The 22,719-nt window shown below is 50.2% G+C and carries 20 protein-coding genes and 1 pseudogene; 11 read left to right on the top strand and 10 right to left on the bottom strand.

The window, feature by feature from the left end; translation table 11 throughout:
• Window positions 1-60 precede the first annotated feature (60 nt).
• The 7 genes from ACMGGM_RS01410 (at window position 61) to ACMGGM_RS01380 (ending at window position 8,220) form a co-directional block, all read left to right on the top strand.
• Window positions 61-972: a LysR family transcriptional regulator gene (locus ACMGGM_RS01410; protein ID WP_063943096.1), complete on the top strand. Its 912-nt coding sequence runs from the start codon at window positions 61-63 to the stop codon at window positions 970-972.
• Between the two features lie 184 nt (window positions 973-1,156).
• Window positions 1,157-1,771, top strand: coding sequence for a TetR/AcrR family transcriptional regulator (locus ACMGGM_RS01405; protein ID WP_014883733.1), 615 nt, complete (start codon window positions 1,157-1,159; stop codon window positions 1,769-1,771).
• 75 nt (window positions 1,772-1,846) lie between these two features.
• A complete protein-coding gene (locus tag ACMGGM_RS01400) occupies window positions 1,847-2,956 on the top strand; it encodes an efflux RND transporter periplasmic adaptor subunit (protein ID WP_014883732.1) in 1,110 nt (369 codons plus the stop codon).
• Window positions 2,953-6,042: an efflux RND transporter permease subunit gene (locus ACMGGM_RS01395; protein WP_045282067.1), complete on the top strand. Its 3,090-nt coding sequence runs from the start codon at window positions 2,953-2,955 to the stop codon at window positions 6,040-6,042. Before ACMGGM_RS01400 ends, ACMGGM_RS01395 begins: the two co-directional genes overlap by 4 nt.
• A 34-nt stretch (window positions 6,043-6,076) precedes the next feature.
• Entirely contained in the window at window positions 6,077-6,670 is a 594-nt protein-coding gene (locus ACMGGM_RS01390) for a TetR/AcrR family transcriptional regulator (RefSeq protein WP_032636662.1), read from the top strand.
• Between the two features lie 73 nt (window positions 6,671-6,743).
• A complete protein-coding gene (locus tag ACMGGM_RS01385) occupies window positions 6,744-7,343 on the top strand; it encodes an NAD(P)H-dependent oxidoreductase (protein WP_045135144.1) in 600 nt (199 codons plus the stop codon).
• A 337-nt stretch (window positions 7,344-7,680) separates the two neighbouring features.
• On the top strand, window positions 7,681-8,220 hold the full coding sequence (locus ACMGGM_RS01380) for a cysteine hydrolase family protein (RefSeq protein WP_014883728.1): 540 nt from the start codon (window positions 7,681-7,683) through the stop codon (window positions 8,218-8,220).
• Window positions 8,221-8,284: 64 nt separating this feature from the next.
• On the opposite strand, the gene ACMGGM_RS01375 is transcribed toward ACMGGM_RS01380, so the two are convergent.
• Window positions 8,285-8,761, bottom strand: coding sequence for a WbuC family cupin fold metalloprotein (locus ACMGGM_RS01375; RefSeq protein WP_014883727.1), 477 nt, complete (start codon window positions 8,759-8,761; stop codon window positions 8,285-8,287).
• 468 nt (window positions 8,762-9,229) lie between these two features.
• On the opposite strand from ACMGGM_RS01375, the gene ACMGGM_RS01370 reads away from it, so the two are divergent.
• Complete coding sequence (locus tag ACMGGM_RS01370) at window positions 9,230-9,670, top strand: VOC family protein (protein WP_023330340.1); 441 nt, start codon at window positions 9,230-9,232, stop codon at window positions 9,668-9,670.
• Here the strand turns inward: ACMGGM_RS01370 and ACMGGM_RS01365 are convergent.
• Entirely contained in the window at window positions 9,645-10,259 is a 615-nt protein-coding gene (locus tag ACMGGM_RS01365; RefSeq protein ID WP_063943094.1) for a TetR/AcrR family transcriptional regulator, read from the bottom strand. The genes ACMGGM_RS01370 and ACMGGM_RS01365 overlap by 26 nt on opposite strands.
• 139 nt (window positions 10,260-10,398) lie before the next feature.
• Here ACMGGM_RS01365 and ACMGGM_RS01360 point away from each other — a divergent pair, with 139 nt between their 5' ends.
• Entirely contained in the window at window positions 10,399-10,800 is a 402-nt protein-coding gene (locus tag ACMGGM_RS01360; protein ID WP_063614001.1) for a RidA family protein, read from the top strand.
• Between the two features lie 115 nt (window positions 10,801-10,915).
• Here ACMGGM_RS01360 and ACMGGM_RS01355 read toward each other — a convergent pair whose 3' ends face one another.
• The 3 genes and pseudogenes from ACMGGM_RS01355 to ACMGGM_RS01345 all read right to left on the bottom strand — a co-directional run.
• Window positions 10,916-11,269, bottom strand: coding sequence for a cell envelope integrity TolA C-terminal domain-containing protein (locus tag ACMGGM_RS01355; protein ID WP_063614092.1), 354 nt, complete (start codon window positions 11,267-11,269; stop codon window positions 10,916-10,918).
• A 235-nt stretch (window positions 11,270-11,504) separates the two neighbouring features.
• The gene (locus ACMGGM_RS01350) at window positions 11,505-11,987 is read right to left on the bottom strand and encodes a glutathione peroxidase (RefSeq protein ID WP_063614000.1); all 483 of its coding nucleotides are present in this window, start codon (window positions 11,985-11,987) and stop codon (window positions 11,505-11,507) included.
• A gap of 59 nt (window positions 11,988-12,046) precedes the next feature.
• Window positions 12,047-12,466, bottom strand: a pseudogene (locus tag ACMGGM_RS01345) (DinB family protein); the annotation flags it as partial.
• 529 nt (window positions 12,467-12,995) lie between these two features.
• Here ACMGGM_RS01345 and ACMGGM_RS01340 point away from each other — a divergent pair.
• Window positions 12,996-13,493, top strand: a complete 498-nt coding sequence (locus ACMGGM_RS01340; protein WP_049010933.1) for a hypothetical protein — start codon at window positions 12,996-12,998, stop codon at window positions 13,491-13,493.
• A 464-nt stretch (window positions 13,494-13,957) separates the two neighbouring features.
• On the opposite strand, the gene ACMGGM_RS01335 is transcribed toward ACMGGM_RS01340, so the two are convergent.
• The 4 genes from ACMGGM_RS01335 to ACMGGM_RS01320 form a co-directional block, all read right to left on the bottom strand.
• The gene (locus ACMGGM_RS01335; protein WP_414149086.1) at window positions 13,958-15,100 is read right to left on the bottom strand and encodes a hypothetical protein; all 1,143 of its coding nucleotides are present in this window, start codon (window positions 15,098-15,100) and stop codon (window positions 13,958-13,960) included.
• A 612-nt stretch (window positions 15,101-15,712) separates the two neighbouring features.
• Window positions 15,713-16,747 (bottom strand): hypothetical protein, encoded by a 1,035-nt coding sequence (locus tag ACMGGM_RS01330; RefSeq protein WP_049010936.1) that lies wholly within the window; start codon window positions 16,745-16,747, stop codon window positions 15,713-15,715.
• A 10-nt stretch (window positions 16,748-16,757) separates the two neighbouring features.
• Window positions 16,758-18,296: a hypothetical protein gene (locus ACMGGM_RS01325; protein ID WP_336219930.1), complete on the bottom strand. Its 1,539-nt coding sequence runs from the start codon at window positions 18,294-18,296 to the stop codon at window positions 16,758-16,760.
• Window positions 18,297-18,333: 37 nt separating this feature from the next.
• The gene (locus ACMGGM_RS01320; protein WP_032636512.1) at window positions 18,334-18,837 is read right to left on the bottom strand and encodes an SMI1/KNR4 family protein; all 504 of its coding nucleotides are present in this window, start codon (window positions 18,835-18,837) and stop codon (window positions 18,334-18,336) included.
• A 549-nt stretch (window positions 18,838-19,386) separates the two neighbouring features.
• On the opposite strand from ACMGGM_RS01320, the gene ACMGGM_RS01315 reads away from it, so the two are divergent.
• The gene (locus tag ACMGGM_RS01315) at window positions 19,387-19,554 is read left to right on the top strand and encodes a hypothetical protein (protein ID WP_325838883.1); all 168 of its coding nucleotides are present in this window, start codon (window positions 19,387-19,389) and stop codon (window positions 19,552-19,554) included.
• A 28-nt stretch (window positions 19,555-19,582) separates the two neighbouring features.
• Here ACMGGM_RS01315 and ACMGGM_RS01310 read toward each other — a convergent pair whose 3' ends face one another.
• Complete coding sequence (locus ACMGGM_RS01310; protein ID WP_127312451.1) at window positions 19,583-21,016, bottom strand: hypothetical protein; 1,434 nt, start codon at window positions 21,014-21,016, stop codon at window positions 19,583-19,585.
• Window positions 21,017-22,719 lie beyond the last annotated feature (1,703 nt).

Here is a 22,719-nt window from a genome sequence, read left to right as displayed (position 1 = left end):
GCGGTATTTCATTTTGATAATCACACTGAAAACTGATGCACTTTTCGGAAAATATGAATAATGGGCAAGCTTGAAGATATGGCATTGCTGGTTGAAGTGGCCGAGGCCAGGGGACTTTCCGCCGCCGGACGACGGCTGTCGCTCTCTCCTGCGACCATGACGGCCAGACTGAAGGCGATTGAAGAACGTTACCAGACTCGCCTGTTTCACCGTTCAACGCGATCCATCACGCTGACCCGTGCCGGAGAAGAGTTTTATCATGCCGCGCTGCGCGTGCTGGAAGAGATGCGCCATGCCGAGTCGCTCCTGACGCAAAAAGAGGGCGTCCTCAGCGGCAATATTCGCCTTTCTGCCCCCTCGGATTTTGGCAGACAGTATCTTAGCCCCGCCGTGGTGGAATTTTCCCGACACCATCCTGACGTGAAATTTTTCATCGCGTTAAGAGAACATGTTGAAGATCTGGTCGCTAACCGGCTGGATATGAGCGTGCGTTTCGGTAACCTGCCGGACAGCAGCCTGGTCGTCAGAAACATCCGCCCAAATCATCGGGTGCTGGTGGCCTCTGCGGCGTATCTTAGCAACCGCGGCGTCCCCGCCACATTTGCGGAGTTAGCCCATCACCGATGCCTTGCACTTGAGTCTCAGGGCGTGGTGATGAACGAATGGCGCTTTGAAAAAGATGGCGAGGAAAGTGTCGTTCGCGTAGAGCCAGCCATGGTGTGCGACGACGGGGCATTGCTTCGTCAGTGGGCGCTCAGCGGCGCTGGCATTGCGGGGAAATCCTGGTGGGATGTGAAGGACGATGTTGAGGCCGGAAGACTCACCGTCCTGTTTGCTGACAGTTTTACCGGTTTTAGCCGATACGACCGCAAAGATGTCGGGCTACAGTTTGTTTACCCGCAGCGTAAACTGCAGCCGCTTCAGGTCACGGCGTTTAGCCAGTTTTTTCTCGACTGGCTAAAAAAACGGTAGCGTGAATGTTGGTTAAACCCGCTTAAAATTCATCGACACAATGCTGCCTTAATGCGCGAAAAACAGTGATACACTTACCCCACCGGGTGGGTCTTCCCGTTTGAACTCATGAGGAAACAACAGTAACCAAATGACAAAATGGTCACTCGTTGTCAATCCTGGCCTGTCACGCTAAGCTTAAATAATGACTAAAAATATGAACGCCCCATCAATACGTGGTCCACTTGACCATTCTGTCAGAGAGCAAATCGTCGAAGCGGCTTTTGAGCACTTCGGGCATTACGGCTATGAAAAAACCACCGTCGCCGAACTCGCGAAATCCATCGGTTTCTCTAAGTCCTACATTTATAAGTTTTTCGATTCCAAACAGGCTATTGGCGAGGTGATCTGCGCTAACCGCCTGGAGCTGATCATGGCGGCGGTGCTTTCTGCCATCGAGGATGCGCCGTCAGCCAGCGAAAAATTACGCCGTCTGTTCAAAGCGCTTACCGAGGCCGGAAGCGAGCTGTTTTTCCACGATCGGAAGCTTTACGACATTGCCGCCGTCGCCGCACGGGACAAATGGCCGTCTACTGAAAGGTATACAGACGGCCTGATGAAGCTGATTGAGAGCATCATTATTGAAGGCAGGCAGGCGGGTGAATTCGAAAGAAAAACGCCGCTGGATGAGGTCACGCAGGCTATCCACATGGTGATGTGCCCTTATATCAATCCCATACAGCTGCAATACAACCTCGAAACGGCCCCCACTGCGGCGGTGCTTCTCTCTTCGCTGGTATTAAGAAGCCTGGCCCCCTGATGAGTGACCATTGACTTTATTGGTCACTAGTCTGAGAATGCGGAAACTGTCCTGTTACTTCTATAAGGGTTTCCCATGCTCAGGCTCAATACAGCCCGCCTTGCCGTTAGCCTTCTGCCGTTTGTCCTCGTGGCGTGCGGCGATAATTCCGCGAGTGACGATCCGCGCACAAAGCCACCGCTTGTCAGATCCGCCGCCATCGAGCTTGCGAACAATACTGCTCACGCCTTTACCGGCGTGGTGGTGGCGAGAACGCAAAGTGATTTGGGTTTCAGGGTTCAGGGGAAAATCCTTGAGCGACTCGTCGATACCGGGCAAACCGTCAGACAGGGTCAGCCGTTACTGCGCCTCGATCCGGTTGACCTGAAATTACAGGCCCAGGCACAGCAGCGCACGGTGGATGCTGCCCAGGCGCGTGCGAGAAAAGCGTCCAGCGATGAGGCGCGTTATCGCGGTCTTGTGGCGTCCGGCGCCGTGTCCGCCTCGGAGTATGATCAGATCAAAGCCGCCGCCGATTCCGCCAGAGCGGAACTCAGCGCAGCCCGGGCGCAGGCCAACGTGGCGCAAAACGCAACGGGCTATGCCGTACTGCTGGCGGATTCAGACGGGGTAGTGATGGAAACCCTCGCCGAGCCAGGTCAGGTGGTGAGTGCCGGGCAAGTGGTGATCCGACTCGCCAGGGCGGGACAACGTGAAGCGCTCGTGCAGTTCCCCGAGACCTTGCGCCCTGCCGTTGGCAGCCCTGCACTGGCCACACTTTATGGCAATGAAAAACACCCGGTCAGCGCAACGCTGCGCCTGCTGTCTGATTCAGCCGATGCCACAACCCGCACCTATGAAGCCCGCTACGTGCTGAATGGTGACCTGGCAAACGCGCCGCTGGGGGCAACCGTCACGCTGAACGTTCAGGACCCAAAAGCGGAACGTCAGGTCATGCAGGTTCCGCTCGCCTCACTCTACGATGCTGGCAAAGGCCCCGGTGTCTGGCGCATTTCCGCCAGGCCGGCAAAGGTTACCTGGACGCCGGTGAAGGTGCTGAGCGTGGGTGAAGATGCCGCGCAGGTCACGGGCAGCGTGAAGCCAGGCGAGAAGATTGTGGCGCTGGGCGCACACCTTTTGCACGAGGGTGAAATCGTCAGGCTTGCAGAACAACGCAATGCCGCGCTGGCGGAGAACACGCCATGAGCGGAAGTCGCTTCAACCTGTCAGCGCTTGCCGTGCGCGAGCGCTCCATCACCCTGTTTCTGATCGTCCTTGTGACGATTGCCGGTATCTACGCCTTTTTTGGGCTTGGCCGCGCGGAAGATCCCCCTTTTACGGTGAAGCAAATGACGGTGATATCCGTCTGGCCCGGCGCAACCGCGCAGGAGATGCAGGATCAGGTCGCCGAACCGCTGGAAAAACGCCTGCAGGAGCTCAAATGGTATGACCGGACGGAAACCTATACCCGCCCCGGCATGGCGTTTATCACCTTATCGTTGCAAGACAAAACACCCCCCGCAGAGGTGCAGGAGGCGTTCTATCAGGCGCGGAAAAAGCTGGGAGACGAATCCCTGAACCTCCCTGCCGGGACGATCGGCCCGATGATCAATGACGAATTTGCCGATGTCACCTTTGCCCTTTTTGCCCTGAAAGCGAAAGGTGAACCCCAGCGGCAGCTGGTACGTGATGCCGAAGCCATGCGCCAGCAACTTTTGCACGTACCCGGCGTGAAGAAAGTGAACATTATCGGCGAACAGGCGGAGCGGATATACATCGCTTTCTCTCATGACCGACTGGCTACGTTGGGTCTTTCGCCGCAGGATATTTTCAACGCCCTTAACAATCAGAACGCGTTAAAAGCAGCGGGCTCTATTGAGACCCGGGGCGCCCAGATGTTTATCCGCCTCGACGGCGCGTTTGATGAGTTGCAGAAGATCCGCGATACACCCGTTGTGGCTCAGGGCAAAACGCTCAGGCTGTCCGATGTAGCGACGGTTGAACGGGGCTATGAAGATCCCCCTACGATGCTGATACGTAACCAGCATGAACCCGCCCTTCTGCTGGGTATCGTCATGCGTGAGGGCTGGAATGGTCTGGCGCTGGGTAAAGCGCTGGATGCCGAAACGGCAAAAATAAACGCGAGTCTGCCGCTGGGCATGACCCTGAGCAAAGTCACCGACCAGTCAGTGAACATCAGCTCGGCGGTGGATGAGTTTATGATCAAATTCTTCGTCGCCCTGCTGGTGGTCATGGTGGTCTGTTTTGTCAGCATGGGCTGGCGCGTGGGGGTGGTGGTTGCAGCGGCGGTACCGTTGACGCTGGCGGTGGTCTTCGTGGTGATGGAAGCCGCGGGGATAAACTTTGACCGCGTCACGCTGGGCTCCCTGATCCTTGCCCTCGGCTTACTGGTTGATGATGCCATTATCGCCATCGAAATGATGGTGGTCAAAATGGAGGAAGGTTACGACCGGGTCAAAGCCTCCGCCTACGCCTGGAGCCATACCGCCGCGCCAATGCTGGCGGGTACGCTGGTGACGGCAATTGGCTTTATGCCAAACGGTTTTGCCCAGTCAACCGCCGGGGAATACACCAGCAATATGTTCTGGATTGTCGGCCTCGCCCTGATTGCATCGTGGTTTGTCGCCGTGGTGTTTACCCCCTATCTTGGGGTGAAGATCCTCCCGGCCATTCCCAAAGTGGAAGGAGGCCATGCCGCCATCTATGACACGCCGCGTTATAACCATTTTCGCCGGATGCTGAGCCGCGTTATCGCCGGAAAATGGCGGGTGGCCGGTGCCGTGGTCGCTATTTTCATCCTCGCCATATTCGGCATGGGACTGGTAAAAAAACAATTTTTCCCGACATCCGATCGCCCAGAAGTGCTGGTTGAAGTGCAGATGCCCTATGGCACCTCAATCGAACAGACCCGTGCCGCAACCGCAAAAATAGAAGCATGGTTGAGCCAGCAGCCTGAGGCCAACATCGTGACGGCCTATATTGGCCAGGGATCGCCCCGCTTTTACCTGGCGATGGCCCCCGAATTACCTGACCCGTCTTTTGCAAAAATCGTGATCCTGACGGACAGCGAGACGTCACGCGAAGCGCTCAAGTTCAGGCTCAGGGAGGCTGTCGCCAGCGGCCTGGCGCCTGGCGCCCGCGTGCGGGTGACGCAGCTGGTCTTTGGCCCGTACTCGCCCTTCCCGGTTGCCTGGCGCGTTTCCGGGCCGGATGTCGGTACCTTACGCGATATCGCAGACAAGGTGAAAGGCGTGCTACAGGCAAGCCCGATGATGCGTACCGTCAATACCGACTGGGGATCACGCGTTCCGGTATTGCATTTCACCCTCGATCAAAACCGTCTGCAGGCCACCGGATTAACGTCCAGTGCCGTGGCTGAGCAGCTTCAGTTCTTGCTCTCAGGCGTGCCAATTACTGCCGTGCGGGAAGATATTCGCTCGGTAGAGGTCATGGGGCGCGCCGCGGGGGATATCCGTCTCGACCCGGCAAAAATTGAGGGTTTTACCCTCGTCGGCAATGCGGGGCAGCGCGTTCCGCTGTCTCAAATTGGCAAGATTGAGATCGGTATGGAAGACCCGATTTTGCGCCGCCGCGACCGCACTCCGACCATTACCGTGCGGGGTGATATCGCCGACAATCTTCAGCCACCGGATGTATCGGTCGCCATCATGAAACAGCTCCAGCCGATTATAGATACGCTACCGGCCGGATACCGCATTGAGATGGCCGGTTCGATTGAGGAATCGGGCAAAGCCACGCAGGCAATGATTCCGCTGTTCCCGATCATGATTGCGCTGACGCTGCTGATCATCATTCTGCAGGTGCGTTCGCTCTCGGCGATGGTGATGGTGTTCCTTACCGCGCCGCTGGGGCTGATTGGCGTGGTGCCGACCCTGTTGATTTTCAATCAGCCGTTTGGCATCAACGCGCTGGTGGGGTTGATCGCCCTTTCAGGCATTCTTATGCGCAATACGCTGATCCTGATTGGGCAAATCGATCATAACCAGAAGGACGGTCTCGATCCGTTCCACGCGGTGGTCGAGGCGACGGTTCAGCGAGCCCGGCCCGTACTGCTGACGGCACTTGCCGCCGTGCTGGCGTTTATTCCTCTGACGCATTCGGTATTCTGGGGAACCCTGGCTTACACGTTGATTGGCGGAACCTTAGGCGGTACGGCCATTACGCTGGTGTTCCTGCCTGCGATGTATGCGATCTGGTTCCGGATCCGCCCTGCGGAACAGCGCGTGCAGTCCCCGGCAGAAAACGTGTAAACTACCCTAAGTAGATAACTGTTCCGAGGAAAGCATGGTTGTTAAGCGCTTAAGAAAAGAGGATCGCCGCGTACAGCTGCTGGAAGTGGCGCGCGGAATTGTCCGCCAGCAAGGCACGGAGGCACTGACGTTGGGTTACCTGGCGGAGCGGGCCAACGTGACCAAGCCTATCCCCTACGACCATTTTGGCGATCGTGAAGGGTTGCTGATGGCCTTGTATCAGGATTATAGCGATCGGCAGTTAGCAAAATTCCGTGAGACGCTGGCTGTAGACAGCAAAACGCTGGACAAGACGATCCGCTTTTTCAGCGCCGCCTATATTGATTGCGCCATGACCGCCGGGCCCGAAACCGGGCCCATCGCCGCGGCGCTGTCCGGCTCTCGCGCGTTGCAGTCGTTTCGTGAGGCGTGCGTTGCCGAATGCGCCGACTGCCTGCGTACCGCGCTTTCCCCTTTTGTCGTCCTGAAAGGCGTTCAGGGAGAAGCGGTACTGACGGCCATCATTGGTGCGGCGGACGCGCTCAGCACCGCCGCGTGTAACGGCGTGCTCGCCCGAAATGTTGCGGAAGATACCCTCAGCGGCGCCATCACCGGGGTGCTGGAGACCTACGTGAATAGCACAAAATGATCGTTGGGTGCGGATTGACAGCTAAGTTACCAATAGTAATATAAACGTCACTTCTCACCCATTCGAGGTCGCTATGTCTGCTACACATGCCATTAATAATGCACTGATCGTGACGGCTCACCCTGTCGACAATTCGTTATCCCATTCGCTGGCCGCCCGCATTGCCGGGAAACTGCGTGAACAGGGTACGCAGGTGGAGATGGCCGATCTGCATGCCGAAGGGTTTAACCCGGCCATGTCCCGCGCCGATCTTGATTTGTACCACGGCGATCCGAGCGCCCTTCCTGAAGATATTCTGCGCGAGCAGCAGCGGGTCGAGCGGGCGGATATGCTGGTATTCGTTTTCCCGGTGTACTGGTGGTCCGTTCCCGGTCTGTTGAAAGGCTGGTTTGATCGCGTTCTGACGCTGAACTGGGCGTATAAAGTGGCAGAAGACGGCCGGATTGTGGGCAATTTGCGCGACGTTCCCGTTCGCCTTATTGCGACTGCTGGCAGCGATCTTAACGGTTTCGATAAACATGGTTATTCGACGGCGATTCAGACTCAAATAGTCGAGGGCATTTTCGGCTTCTGCGGTTTGAAGAACGTCAAACTCGATATTCTTTACCAGGCAGACACGGCGACGCCTGAGCTGGTGGAGGAGTTCCTGAAGGGACTAGAGGGCCTTAAATAATCCCGGCTATTCAGTCAGCAAAGGCGTGCACAGCAGGTTACGAGCCTTTGCTGACAGCTTCCTGCCGCTGCATCGTACCCCTACTCAAGTTGGTGTCTTGAAGCAATGCGTTAAGCAACGCTATAACTAACGTGCTCATTCCGCATATAGCGGAATGAATAAACAAAGGTCATTCCATGTATCAGTCAGTTCAGCCAACAACCACCCTCACCACCACCGGCACCTTCGGCGGCATGAGCGTATCTGTAGCAAACGACTGACAAACAGAACCTCAATCCCCGCCTAACTGGACGGGGAAATACCTCTCCGTTCACCGCCCTCTGAATGGAGAAAGAAAATGATTTCTGACAATGCTCTCTTAATTATCGACATGCAGCAGGGCCTCTTCCGGGGCCCGGTCTCACCCTGTTCCGCCGATGCCGTTCTGGCAAATATCCGTTTGTTAATAGCCAACGCGCGCCACGCTCAGGTACCCGTCTTTTTTGCCCGCCATGTTGGACCAGACGACTCGCCCTTTTCAGCGCAGGGGCCGTTGACGCAGCTGATACCCGAGCTGGACGTGAAGGAGCAGGATGTTGTTTTCACCAAGCGCCATCCCAGCTGTTTTCGGGATACCGAATTGCTGCGTGAACTTAATCAGAGAGGCATCAAACAGCTGGTCATTGCCGGGATGAAAACCGAATTTTGTGTCGACACCACCTGCCGGGCCGCGCCGGAGCTGGGCTTCAGGACGATATTGATTTCAGATGCGCATACCACAATGGATAACGCACATTTATCCGCCACTGACATCATTGCGCATCACAACAGCACGCTGGCCGGCCCGTTCGTGATGCTGTCGACTGCCGGCGACTGGCATTTTAATACGGTCAGTTGAGTTGGCGGGAGCGTCTCTCTCTATCCCGGCGTGCCTTTCCGCGCGTCGGGAAAAGTAGAGAAAATTACAGGGTAAAACCTCCATCACCCACCTGTGCCTGAGCGTACCATTTCATCAGCTCCGCACTACCGGGCGCGTTCTCAGCCGGTGACCATGGAGCGGTATCGTGCTCCGGAACAGGCTGATAGCCGCCGTGTTTCACCTCAAAAATGACGCCGCCTTTATCCAGCGACAGCACGGCATGCCAGGTACCGGCATCCATCTCCAGCACTTTGCAGTCTTCACCTAACACCACGCGCTGGGTCACGTTACCGCTGTCATCAAAATTCAACACCAGAAAGCGACCGCTCAGAGCCGTCAGCAGTTCAAACGTGTGCGGGTGGCGATGAGGGCGAACATAGGTACCTGGCTCCATCGCGATAGCCAGGCGTTGTACCGGGTCGCTCAGTTCGGGATGTAAATTGCGGTGCGCGCGTAAGCGAGGAGAATTGGCAGCCTGCTCGCTTTGTTGCTGCAGGTCACTGAACGTAATTTGTTTCATATACACCTTTGTGAATGTGGTCAGCTGGCGGCAACCCGATTGCCGCAGGACGTTATACCATTCTGAAAAGCCGATAAGCCACGGTATTTATGAAACAAAACGCTGCTAGCGTGTTGAAAACATCGCATCTGCCGCTCCGCGCGGACAGGTAATTTTAAGAGAGACAGGGATTTTTCAAACGCTGACTCAGACCATCCGTGGGTGTGATAAATCCATGCGGGATCTGGATAAGTTCTAGCCAGGCATACCATCCTCGTGCGCCCCCTTCGGTTTCAGGTCGTAAGTATAGTGTGATGAGTCCAAAACTGAGGTTGAGTAAAACTCACGTTGAAACGCACGTCATCGCACTGAAATTTAAACCCGTCGGGAACGTGTAGACTCGGTGAAAGCGATGCCAGAATTGAGAGTCGTATTTCAACTGGTCGTAAGATAAATTCAGCGTAAGTGTTACGTCATACAGGAGGGGATATGCCGCAAGCTTTACCGGGAATTGATGTTTTATTTGTCGCTGGGTTCGGGCCTATTTCACGGGACACAGCGTCCAGCGCCGCGTTTTATATCCATACACTCGGCCTTCCGCTTAAGCCGATGGAGGGGAACAGTGATTATCTGCTCGCAGAAGTGGGCCAGTTGAAAGGCGTGAAGCATTTCGCCGTCTGGCCGCTTACACAGGCGGCAATGTCCTGCTTTGGAGAAGAACAATGGCCCGCTGAGCACCCGATACCGCAAGGATGGGTTGAGTACGAGGTTCAGGACCTGGACTCGGCTACCCGTATTTTGACTGAAAAAGGCTATCGGTTGCTGGTGGCAAACCGCACAGAACCATGGGGGCAAACCGTCACCCGCCTGCTCAGCCCGGAGGGCTTGCTTACGGGATTAACGATTACGCCGTGGCTTCGGGAGGTATGACGCCCTTCACCAGGCCATTTACCAGCAGGGTAAAAACCTGAATCGCTTTTGGTAATGCCTGCTGCGGATCTTCGCTGGCGGCCACCCACTGGGCGGCATTCAGTGCGGCACCGTTTAACAGCCAGGCGGTGGCATCAACATCTACCGGTTCGATTAAGCCGCGTTCAATCAGGTCGGAAAGGCTCTTACGCGTAGCGCCGAGGCAGTTATTCTGGCTCGGCCATTTTCCCGGGTCCCCAAGAAAAGCCGGACCATCAAGCAGAACGATGCGACGGACTTCTTCATCCAGCGCCATTTCGATATAGGCTATCCCTTCTGCCAGAAGCTTTTGCTGGTCATCCTTCACATGCGCCGCTGCACTTTTGGCGCTTTGCGCCATTTCAGAATCAATCTGGGTAACGACAGCGGCAAGTAACCCCTTTTTATCGCCAAAATTATGATACAGGGCCCCGCGCGTCAGGCCCACGCTGGCGGTTAAATCATCCATCGAGGCTGCGGCAAACCCTTTTTCGGCAAAGGCTTTACGTGCAGCCGCAATCAATTTAGTGCGGGTTTCTTCCATCGTTTCGGCGCGGCGTTTGGCTGCCATAAGAACTCCTTGCAATCTACACCACGCAAGTCGTTTGACATACGCGGCGTATGTGTGATTAAGTTGACATACGCCGCGTATCTTAATTCATTTATTTATGCCGCGCATCCACTGTCCCTGTCCAAAGAAAGGATCCGTTATGAACCAACCGAAACCCGTTTTCCCTGCAAATCGCCACGCGCTGTATGAGCAGCACGGTTATTCTGCAGCGATCCGCTCTGGTGATTTACTGTTTGTTTCCGGACAGGTGGGTAGCCGGGAAGACGGTACACCCGAACCCGACTTTGCAATGCAGGTAGAGCGTGCCTTCGATAATCTCAAGGCCACGCTTGACGCTGCAGGATGTACGTTTGCCGATCTTGTTGATGTGACAACCTTTCATACCGATCCGGAGAATCAATTTCCAGCCATTATGCAGGTGAAACAAACGCTTTTCCCTAAGCCACCGTATCCGAACTGGACAGCCGTGGGCGTTACCTGGCTGGCGGGATTTGATTTTGAAATAAAAGTTATCGCCCGGATCCCTGAACATCAGGTATGAACACGTTGCACACAGGTATCAGAAGAACCGGTATCTGTGTGTAAAAGTGGAACCGGGGCCGACATAGTGAGTGTTAGCTCAGAGTGACGCTACCTTACAAAGGGCGGTTAGCATGTTACCCGCGCATATCGAAACCGGATTTTTGAAAATCTCTGTAGACTTCCGGATTGTTGAATGCCGGGAATTTGGCTTTATGGGCTGCTGATTTTATCGCTTCACAATAGGCTTTATTGCCGTTGCTGGTGGATATGTTTAAAGGCGTGCCATCCTGAGCAAATTCAATATGCAGCCTGCATTTTTTCCCTTTCCAGTTTTGCGGCTCATCCAGTTTGGCATTTATTGCCGCCCTGATTGCCCGCGCTTGCGCGCCCCACTCATCCTGATCGTCCCAGCGCCCTGAACTGCAACTGCCCGTTGCCGTGGTCTTATGGCATCCAGAAGGATGCAACGGCGCACATCCTGCGGCCATGTTCACCACAAATGCCACTATAACAATTTTCTTTATTGTTTCAGACACGATCACTTCTTACCTTTCAGTCCATTTAAGCATCAGAAATAGTGATCTATTTTTCTGTATTGACTGGTCATGTTTCAACTACCAATTTTTCACACAACCCGATGCTTCCAATGAACCTTTTTATGGCGCAAGGATAATAACTGCGATGTCGTCGTTCATCATGCACGCTAAATCACTACCAAAGCGCTCACCTCCCCAGTGCCTCAAGAATTGCATCCTCCATTTTCTCGGGCGTCGTCATCGGTGCAAAACGCTTGAGGGGTATCCCATCGCGTCCGATCAGGAACTTCGTGAAATTCCATTTGATCCGTCCTCCCAGCACGCCAGGCAATTCCTTTTTCAGATAACGAAACACCGGGTGCGCTGCGCCACCGTTTACCTCAACTTTCTCGAACATGGGGAAACTTACGCCGTAGTTAATGTAACAAGTCTTCGAGATTTCATCGGCGCCGCCGGGCTCCTGCTTACCAAACTGGTTACAGGGAAAGCCAAGCACCACTAACCCTTGACCGGCGTATTTCGTGTAGAGCGCTTCAAGGCCCGCGTATTGCGGCGTGAAGCCACACTGGCTGGCAGTATTCACGACCAAAACCACCTTACCCGCATAGTCGTCCATTGAGATAAGACGGCCATCCAGGCTGGTGGCGGTAAATTGATGAAAATTGGTCATACTGGCATCCTTAAAAGAGAAACGGTTCGGCGTGAAATCTGGTTAACCTTCAGGTTGAATCACTCGTGATGATGATCCCTCAGGAAAACGGTTAATACATCCTTAGGAGGGGCTATTCCCGTTTCTGAAAGCATCCAGCCCACCGCGCCGCGATGATATGAACCGTGAAAAAGGACATGATTGAGCATATCTCCTGCCTTCATTTCACCATACCCACCATCGACGAAACGAAATTTAACGATTTCAGAAAGATCAGACGTGTTCATTATTATACCGACGTGTTGAATATACCATTTAGTGCATTCAAACATCTTTGTCAGAAGCTCGTCTGCAGTCGGGGTATCTGCCGTATTTAACGCGGTGTATTGGTGCTTTTGTCCAGTAATCTTGGCTCTGAAAATCATATCAACGACATAAACATGGTTCATAAGCCTGAGCATCAGATGATGCTTATCAGCATTCGCTAACGTATCTACCTGTATAGAAAGATGTTGCGGATTGCAAGACACCTTAATGCCCAAGTAATGGATGATGATGGTACGATTTACAGTGACGAATCGCAGTGGGAGTATGATCCGTCAACTAACGCTTAACGTCTGCTGTTGGCTCGCAGAGGCCAGGCTAGCTGGTCTTCAGGTCTGCTTTGAGCGAATAGCGGAAGTTAGCATGTGTCTCAACTGCAGGAGAGTTGTACTAACAACGGCATGAGATAATTAACCGGGAGCAGGTCACAGATGCCCAAACGTCCTCTTCCTGCTGCTAAACAATCCTGTCATGCCTCCATTTCATATGGCCGCTATGAGCGAAGAGCGTACATTGGCCTTGGAGGATATCTGAACTATTCTCCGGAAATTATCTAATAAGCGAATGGTATGGATTACAGGCATGCTTGCAATTCCCGACAAACTATAAACAGCATGAAGTCGCGATTTTTTCTACTATTGGATAAAGTTTTCAACTTTTTGGTCGTTAATTATTTTTTAGATAGATTTTTTCAGGAGAAGAGCAATGGCATTTACCGTCGGTGAAAACTATGCGTTCAGGGACATACAGAAGCGTTATAAATTCCTGAAACCGGGCGAAAAGGGACTGTCGCAGGGCGGTTTTTTAAATCCCTCGCGTGGCAATTCCTCCACATTAATTCGCGCCATCTTTGCGCGCAGAGAGGTCAATGGACCTCTGGATAATCTATTGTTCGTTTCTGGCGATAATGAGTACCGAAACTACTTCACCCGTCTTGAGAAAGTGCAAAAGGAATGTAGCCCATTCCTCTATTTTAAAGAAAAGAATGGCGAGTGGTCTTATATGGGGCATAGTAAGGTGGATCGTTTACTGGAGCCCGACTCAAAAGAATTAACCCTCTTGCTTGATGAAATGGGTTGCACGCTGGAAACGGTTGATGAGGTGGATGGCAAACCATTGTGGCAGCTTACAGCATTTGGAGTGCAAGGTTTTATCAGACCGCGTAGACTGGAATTTATAGTGGTCTTAGAGCAGGATGCGTAGCTAACTGTCTTTGTCATCAAATATGTCTGTGGGGCGTTCAGTAACGTCATTTTCAGTATGCTATATCAAGAAGAAACATCACCGTTGTTCGTCGTTTGACGCGACATCACTATAACGAGATGTTCCGCAGACCAACGATGAATTGCTGAGGCCGGTACAGAGACACCTATCGCCAGTAAGATCGAAATAACATCTCGAAAAAAGTGATGCGTTATTATCTGGCTCTATACTAATTCGCCGCTATCGGCCTGACTTAGCCTTGCTCCGAGATTTCCTTCGTCATTTATAGAGGGTGATTTCAGAACAACGCGTCTTTATAGGGATGCCCTCACGTTTCTGAAGAAGAAATACTAAAGATCACAACGTATTAATTAACAGTGAGCAGGTCAGCATCATATAACATATGTTGAGCCCTTATAGTGAAATAGTAAAAGCCCCTTGCGAAGGGGCCTGATTAAGAAAAATTATAGAGAGCTTTTTTTAGCCCCATCGATCTCAGCCTGGCAAACATCATCATTTGTAAATGTATACTGAAGGTAAACATACCACTGCGCAGAACTGTTCGCTCTTGCTTCAATAGAAATAGCACCAATGTTATTTTTCAGCGGCGTTTCCTGCGTTCCCTTCCAGGTAGCTGAAAGGAATCGTTCCTTTTTGTTAAGCCCCATCATCCAGTCCTGAGGTTCTTTCCAGATAGAACCTGACAGTAAAAGGTCTGTGGTTTCAGCCTTTCCATAAAGCGAGCTTAACGAGCTACTCAACTCTTCAAAGCGAGATTTCAAGGCAAGCCCATAACTATCAGTATCAATGTTTTTACCGACAGCTCTGATTTGGCATAAGCCTGCTTTAGGCGAGATCAACAAACCATACATTTCAAAATCAGCGTTGGACTTCGGTAACTTATCGGAAGTATAGAGATTTACGCTGTCAGGAAGTGGTTTTAGCTTTGCCCCGATCATATCTTCGATATTCTTTTGAGTCAGGCCAGCCTCGAGTCCGAACGGACCATCAGCTGGTGGCAGCAGAGGGGGCTGTTCATGTCTTGTTTCAGCGGTTGTGTCCTTCTTACTGCTGGCGGTTGCAACATTATCCTGAACCGGTGCAAGCTTAACTTCAGCAAGCCCATATTTAGCCGTGAGATATTTTTGCTGCAACATCGCCATGCTTTGCTCTTCAGTAGCAACCGTTGACAGTTTTAAGACCTGTATTAAACCACCACTGTACTGGCTGGCATCTGTTTTTGCTTCGTTTATTTTTACTGCCAGGTCCTCCATTTCAGCTTTAATAGAAGCAGCAAGTTCAGGGTCTGGCTTGACACCTGAAACAACGACGTCAATTTTGGCTCCTGACTCAATTGCATTTATACGCTGTTCTAAAAGAGCCTTATTCGTTCCTAAAACTTCCAATCTTGCGGTGATTAAATTCTTGATCAGTCCACCTGAAAATTGTTGATCAATATGTTTCGCTGCAGAGATTTCTCCCTCCGTTTGGGACAGCTCAGCCTTAAGTGCCGCCACTTCCTGCTTTTGCTCTGGAGTTAACTCTTTAGGCCCACACCCGGTTAACATCGTTATGCTTACTAATGTTGCAATCAATGTTTTTTTCATATCCCTGTCCCAGTGGAAAATATTCAGATTAATCCTATCAGAAAGTGAACTGCAACAGAATATTTGAATCGTCACAGGTATGAGAGACGACTCCGGAGTCGTTAAGTTGGCTTTAAGAAAGATGCCTATGAGTGCTCAGTATTAACCCTATGCGTTTAAAATCGAAGTAGTCATACCGGTTGTTGAACGCTGTCATTCCGTATCCAGCATTGCAACACGATCCCATATCCCCCTTACGCCGAATAAAGAAATACGGGCCAGACTCCTTAACTAACATAGGCAATCAGAAGCTCAGGCTGGGTTCCGCCAACTTCAGAAGGAGCTAACGAAGCAGATAATGATCCAATAAGCATCCGTTCGCCATAAATGTGTTGCTCCCGGCGGCCGATTGTGGCGTATGGCATAGTCAAAGGCGTTTCGGAACGTGGCTTTAAGCCAGCGAAATCACGGCTGCATCGCAGCTGACAGAACCTTGTACAAGTTATATGCACCGAGCGTCTCTGGGAAATCAGTCCGGAGGACATCGAAAATGCTTCGTCGTGAGGACAGGAATTGTTTTCTGTGTGCGGTCAGTCCAAACCGCATCCATTATGCAGATGCGGTTTAACACAATCAGAAGATCATAAAGTGCTGCGCAATTTGCCAACCGACAGAAAGCCCAACAATGCAACCCATCACCGTCAGTACAAAGCGATGACGAAATCGGGATTTGAGAAAATTCACCTGTAACTCAGCAATAGCATGATCAATGCCTGTTTGCCTATCAGCTTGTTGCGCCACAACAACGGATATTTCATGCTGGAGCGCATCACACTGGTTTACGGTTGATTTAACCGAATTAACTAAATCCATCCGGTTTCGCTCAAGCTCGCCGAGCAGTTGCTGATGAGACAACTGCTGTTCCTGCAACAAGGATTGCTGCATCTTCTCAACGAAACTCTTTTGAACAGCCTGATTGTCCACCATTGTCTGTTCGAGCATGCTATGCCGTCCTACCTGGTCATCAAGGCCACTTTGCAATTTTTGCGCAAGATCAGAAGAAAAGTTAGCAATACGCTGTTCAAGTTCTGCCAGCAAGGTGGCGTTTGCCTCGCCAATTTTGTTTTCCGCCTCTGTCACCCTTTTTACGCAGCCAATTAGCTGCTTAGCCTGATCTTGCGTTACCCCTTTTGCATCCATTAATCCCTGGTTGGCCTTATTAATCTCTTTTTGCTGTTCTTCCAGTAGCACCTGTTGTTTCAGGATTTGTTCATTTTGTTCAGCAAGGGAGCGTGTTTGGCCTTCCAGAATGTTTTGCTGATTCAATAAAATCTGTTGTTGCTCGTTCAGTAGCTTGGATAGCGCCGTATTGACAATCAATAACTGAGAAGATTTTTGCGTCAGGCGACCAATGGCTTTATTGAGATCAATCTGCGCATCCTGTAACAAATCGTCGCGATCATTCCACCAGTTAGTTATAAAGTTTCCGTCCCTCTGTTCCCTGCGCAGGCGGTCAAGATCCTTCGCGCTCTTCTGAACCGTTTGCTGCTCCTCCGTCATACTGCTAATCAATTCTTTAATGTTGCTGTCGCGAAAGACACGTTCCGGTAAATCTGCGGACGAAAACGCCTGGATAACCTGAAGTTCCTGCTTGTTTAACAAACTCATCTTACTGTTCTCAAATATTTTTTAGAAAGTCATCAATTTCGGCCTGGCTTTCATTAATAAACACAATTGCAGCAGTACTCCGCGCCACTTGCACAGCTGTCTCGGCAGTAGTTCTCTCAAGACATGCCAGTGTTGCTTTAGTCGAAATCGTTGCAGTAGCCAGGTTTTCCCCAATAGCTTGATACTGGGTTATAGCAGTCGCGTAATTTTCAATATTACCCAGCGAACGTTCTGAAAGTGTCACCAGCTCACTGGCAAACGCTTCACGACGTATACCGTCTGCGAGCATCTCATCCATGAATTTTTCGCTTAACGTAAAACGGGAGCGATCAAAAAACGTATCAATCTGATACGAGAGAAAGGCAGAAAGCAATCCGGTGGCAATGCCTATGAGAACTGGGGTTAACATATCTGCAAAAGGTTTCAGAAACGGTACAGTCGCCATAAACGTCGCGATGCTTTCGTTCAACAACATACCGACCGAAGTCACGATGACAGCAGTGAGCATTTTCAGTCCTTCCTGTAACGCTTGCTGTGCCGTCATATGTGCCGGTGGGAAGAAAATCATTTTAAATGCCCGGAAAAGTCCCAACAGCCCTTCCCGAATCATGGTCACGAAACGCTTTGCGGTAGAGAGAAAATTATTAAGCAAGAAGGTGAGTAAATTACTCATGAATCCACTCACTCCACCCTGGAACATTTGTCCCAGCGCATCGGGAATTTTTTTGGTCACGGAAGCAACTACGCGCATTAAGCGCTGTCGGACCTCCTCAAACAATGTTTTTCCCACTTCAACACCATGTTGAATAAGCACTTTGAACTCGTTAAACAAGCCATTTACCAGTTCAGTGAGCAATAGCCCAAGAGCTTGTCTGAGCCCCATCTGCAACGCTTGTTGGCCGCCTGTCTGCAACAACTCTGCGCTTTGTTTTTTCATTAGCGCCGAGTTAAGCGTTGTCGAAATATGGTCCTTAGATTGTTTCTTCGCTGCTGCTACTCGTTCTGGGTCCAGCTCAAATCTTTCACCATTTTTTTCTGCAAAAGTATCGAGTTCAGCAGCGCCTTTTGAACGGTTAATCGACTTATGTGTGGTTACCAGGTTTTCGTCGGAATTGGCCATTTTGACGACTTTTTCAACGCCTTTCCCGGTTTCAAGAGCAAGATGCACTTTCTTATTTTTGGACAATGTATTTAGTGAAGTGACATGGTCGAGATCCATATCCGCCGCGTTGGTCGTTTTTCCCGTATAACCATCAATACCACCGGCCCGGAGTTTCACGCTTTTTTTTGTAAAATCTTTACTTTCATATTCTTTGCGCTGGTAATCCTCACGCGATTTCGCATGACTGGACATGTCTTTATCAGCGATGAAATCCGACTCTTCACGCTCGAAATTATGCATCGTCGTTACATTGCCGCCATTGCGATCCTCAAACATGGCCGTTGAAAGCCCAAAAGGCCCAATAATTTGTGACAACACTTGCTGCTGGAAATCGTGGAAGAGTTTTTGCAGGCGCTGTTGTTTTAAGTCTTCATATGTTAAATCCATTTACCCTCCTGGCTAATCGAATCAATTGCAAAAAAGCCTACATTTGCTCTACATACTGTCTGAGCCAATCACTGAAACTGTCCGCTTGTTTTCTACGCTCCCCATCATCATGCCAGAGCGTGATAATCTGCCCGCGAATCCCAGCGTCAGTCGGGGCAAGGTCAAGACAAAGATGATCGCCCGCTCCATTGTAAGTAAACGGGATCCAGGAGGGATTCCACCATTCCGAACGAATACCACTTTGCGGACACGACTCAGCTCCATCAAAATCGCCACCATCAAGTAAATCTTTCCAGACACGCCACTCCTGCAAAATGCGTGAAGTGGATAAGAATTCGCAATCATCAAATAATCCATGGCTCATACCACGCTGACCATTGTGAATTTTCATGAAGGCTACAAAATCGGCTGGCAAGATTACACTCAGGGCCTGCTCTAACGCGACGATTTCTTCATCTGTGGCCGGAGGTGCAAGATCTATTAATACCTCAGGGTCGCGGTCTTGCAGAATGACTTCCAGTTTTTCCCATAGTTGCTTCATTGTTTCTGTTCCTTTCAATCCATATGATTATTAACGGCAGTTTTCGCTGAGAATTGAGTAATATTTTATACGTATGACGGTCAGCTAATGAGTTAATCACAACCCGCTGTCAAACTGTGTCAGCCGTTCTCAGTTTTTTGCGGCAAGGCTCATTTGGCCCGCCAGAATCAAGAATGAGATATACCTCATGTGATTGCACGAAGGTCGCCGACGCGGTCGCTCCCAAATGCGCCGATAACCGAGGCGTCTGTGTTCAATTACCAGCTCTTGAATGCGTAGAGTCAGTCCGGTAGGGACAAACTCGTAACCCTACTGCAGCGACGTCGCGAAAGATCGGCCGCATCACACTTCATCATCTCGGCTTCTTGCTTCTGGCCTGTCAACGTAGTTTCGCCCAAGTACTAACTGAAGCGCTCACTTATCCAGCATGGCTTTGGCAAGCATCTTTATGAGTCGGGCGTTTCCGCTTCTGTCGACTTAAGTCACTTCATCTCAATGGCCTCCGTGCCCCAGATTTCTTGCAGCCGATATAGAGCGGGAAGTATAAAAATGTATGCTTGCGGAAGCGTTCACGGCTTCGGCTTCGGCTTCGGCTTCGGCTTCGGCTTCGGCTTCGGCTTCGGCTTCGGCTTCGGCTTCGGCTTCGGCTTCGGCTTCGGCTTCGTGGAGCATACTGATGCTCTTTTAGCAGGAAAGAAGCTTAGTCATAGGAATTGATACCCATCCTCGTTTATATCTGAATATATTAATCTACTTTATTAACTTCTCTGATTAACATTCCGCTTGAGGTCAAAGCATCAGATCCTTTAATTCCATTTCGGTGCGATTTCGGTAAAGCCGATTTAATGATAACTTTCTCAAATAAAGAATTGAATTCATTAAGTATTTCATCAAGTTTCAGATGCTGACGACAACGTAAAATAAAGGAGGTGGATTCATCAACTTCATTAAGTTCTGAAATAAAGTTCAAAAATTTCTCCACTATAGCGTTACCTTTATATTTAAATTCGTAGGATGAAATTTTCTTACCGATATTTTTTATGATGAACTCTACCGACCACTGTGCTCCCCTCTTATATTTATCAATAATTTCAGTAGCGATAAAATATAATCCAAGCCGTGTTCTAAGCTCCTCTTCAAGATCGAAATATTGAGATGGCAGAGCCACTATTAAGTTTTTTATCTGCGGCACAGTCTTCCATTCCCAGTCATCTTCTGTTCTCATCTCTGTCCCGAGCACATGGAATTGATCTAAACTTTCAACGATTTTCAGCAGCTTGCAAACGGCTTCATCAAGAATGATGTTTTTCCCTTCTTCGGTATACTCACCCGGGGGATCATAGGCAAGCACCTTCAAAGGACGGCCAGCATCAATGGACGTGTGCGTACATACATTGGTTTGCACCTGTTTTAAAGTCAAAGTAGGTGAAGCCCATGCCAGATGTGTTATAGCACCAAGCTGCAGTAAACCTTCCTGAATCCTTTTATTACGCCCAGCATCCGTGCCACCTTTACTTTCAAATATATGCCATTCTCCGGTATCAGACTCAATAAGATAGTCGGGTGATTTTTTAGTAGTGAAAGGGTTTGCTAATATAGAGGGATGCAATCCTTTAGTATAAATACTGGTATGCAACATAACATTGATTTTTTCACCCGCAGCAGCAAGCCAATGGTATGCAGCAATGAAACTACCTATACCACCTGCTATAAATGAGATTGCAACTTTTTCTGAAGGTTCTATTTTTGAATAAAACTCCTGCGTGAAATAAGCATCGTTTTTACCTACTTTGATACATGAAGCCACCATTAGTAATCTTTTAAGTAAGTAAGACGCCAGTTCAAGTGACTCGTTATGATTTAGAAGAAGATGAGATGACCACATTCCTGTACGACCATACCCACACTCAAGCGCGGCATGTACAATTTGTGGTAGGGGTAGTGCCGGGTAATGCGCTGAAAGATTTTTTTTTGCGCCACTTCCGAATGGGATTCTTGTCGTCTTCGTAAAAGAATTTTTTAAAAAACTAGCTGGTTTGCTTTTATCATAAATCTTTTTAGTTGGATCTTTTTTGTTAATAATCTGCTTAGGCCTTGGTTTTGCCCCGCGTATTTTAGGTACGTAATATTCAAATATATTACCTTTAATCAGTTTAGAAGGAGTTTTAGGCTTTGCCACAATCATATCCTTGTGAGAAGAGAAATCTCAAACCAGAGTTAATTAAAAATCCCAAGCAGATAAACTTCACCACGCTGCTCGAAACAATGACTACAGAGTAAACTTATTCTTATTCTAATCCACATATTATTTCAACTTTTGTGACTACTGAAATTAGTAGGTGCTTATTACGTTCTCATTGCAGGGCGGATTTTTTATGCTATGCGTTTTGCAGTGAGATTTTGGGGGGTGTCATACTCCACAGGGGAAACGTGAGAAGTACTATTTTTTCAGCATCACTACATTCTGCGCTATTATCATGCCCTTTTGCTACATGCGCTGTTGCATCTGTTCGGCAATAAACGCCATCGTACTGATGATCCCTTCAATCGACATTTGGCAGAACTCGCTTACGCTCATCATCACCAACCTTTCTACTTAAAAGCCCAACGCCTAACTGATAATGGACCTTCAACCCATTCGAAATACCAGAGCTTCAGATGTTGATAAACTGACTATATAACGCCATAACGATTCTGTATGGTACGAGATACAGAGAGGATGGAAAAATTCAGCAAAGTGCTAAATAAACGTCGGTTTCTGGTACCAAGCGGACGACAGTTCTCAAGCGCAAACATCAATGACATATCCCCTGCACAAGCTTTGCCCTTCCCTTGCCAACAATCAAACAGCTTGTACCGCAGATTTTGTCGGTAGACATGCGCATCGCCCAACCCTGATATATTGAGCCTAACGGGACGCCCAAGTTTCAGCATCTAAGTTCAGCGATCCTTCACACCGTTTACGATTTGATATGAAATGTCCGACGGAGAGGCTGGAAGCATTTCGGGCACAAATCAACGCTGCCGCAGAGACGAGCGAAGCTGTTTCAGCCGAGTCGGGAAGCGACAAAAAACTAGCTCCCGGGCTACCGACAGCGTCATAAAGGGTCTTTGCATCAGGATATCTGGCGAGGCACTGCTGGCGAACTGCGGCTACCTCGCCGTTTACCCGAACCAGGGCTGATGGAAAACACCACATTCTTTTAAACATATGATTCTGAAGCGTGATACGCCGTGTCGCTCAGCCGAGACCGATTAAATGTCTTCACTCAAATCGCTGTTCGCCTTTACGATCTTCCTGCTGTTCCCGATCCCGTTGACGCTCAATCATAAGCATTAAGCGCTCATGGATGTCTCTTGCAGCGTCTGAAATGTCAGCCCGCGGGTGGTGGATGAGTTCACCGAAAGCGTCAGCTCGTGCCTGCCATATGTTTGCAAGGCTGCCACTCCAGCTTGTGGGGCTCGTTAAGTCAGCAAAGGATTCAAGGGCCACGGAAGGGTCAGGTGTAGTCTCAAGGAACTTGACTGCATTTTTGTGTAAGACCGTCCAGCCTGAGTCATAGACACTTACCCAGAGTTCTACCCCCTGCGGTACAGATACCCACAGGCCCGCATCGTCACTACAATAGCGCCCCATGGAAAGCGGCAAACGTCTCACCATATTGGTTGACACGACGTCGTTAATGACTCTCGCCATGCTAAAAATGCACAAGAAGAATCCCACCGTAGCAACCAGGGCTGCCGCTAACATAAGCTAGTACGGTATGCCTGTTTTCGTGACAGACTGGTGAAGACCCCAGCCATGACCAGGCACGGTACCAGTCCAAACGATAACGCCCCTGAACTCCCCTCTACCACTGTGCCAAAATCTTTCGTACAGGG

It is taken from the genome of Enterobacter sp. BNK-14, assembly GCF_047456095.1.
GTDB lineage: Bacteria > Pseudomonadota > Gammaproteobacteria > Enterobacterales > Enterobacteriaceae > Enterobacter > Enterobacter kobei.
Note: the sequence above shows the minus strand (reverse complement) of the source record. Positions and strands in the feature narration are given on the sequence as shown.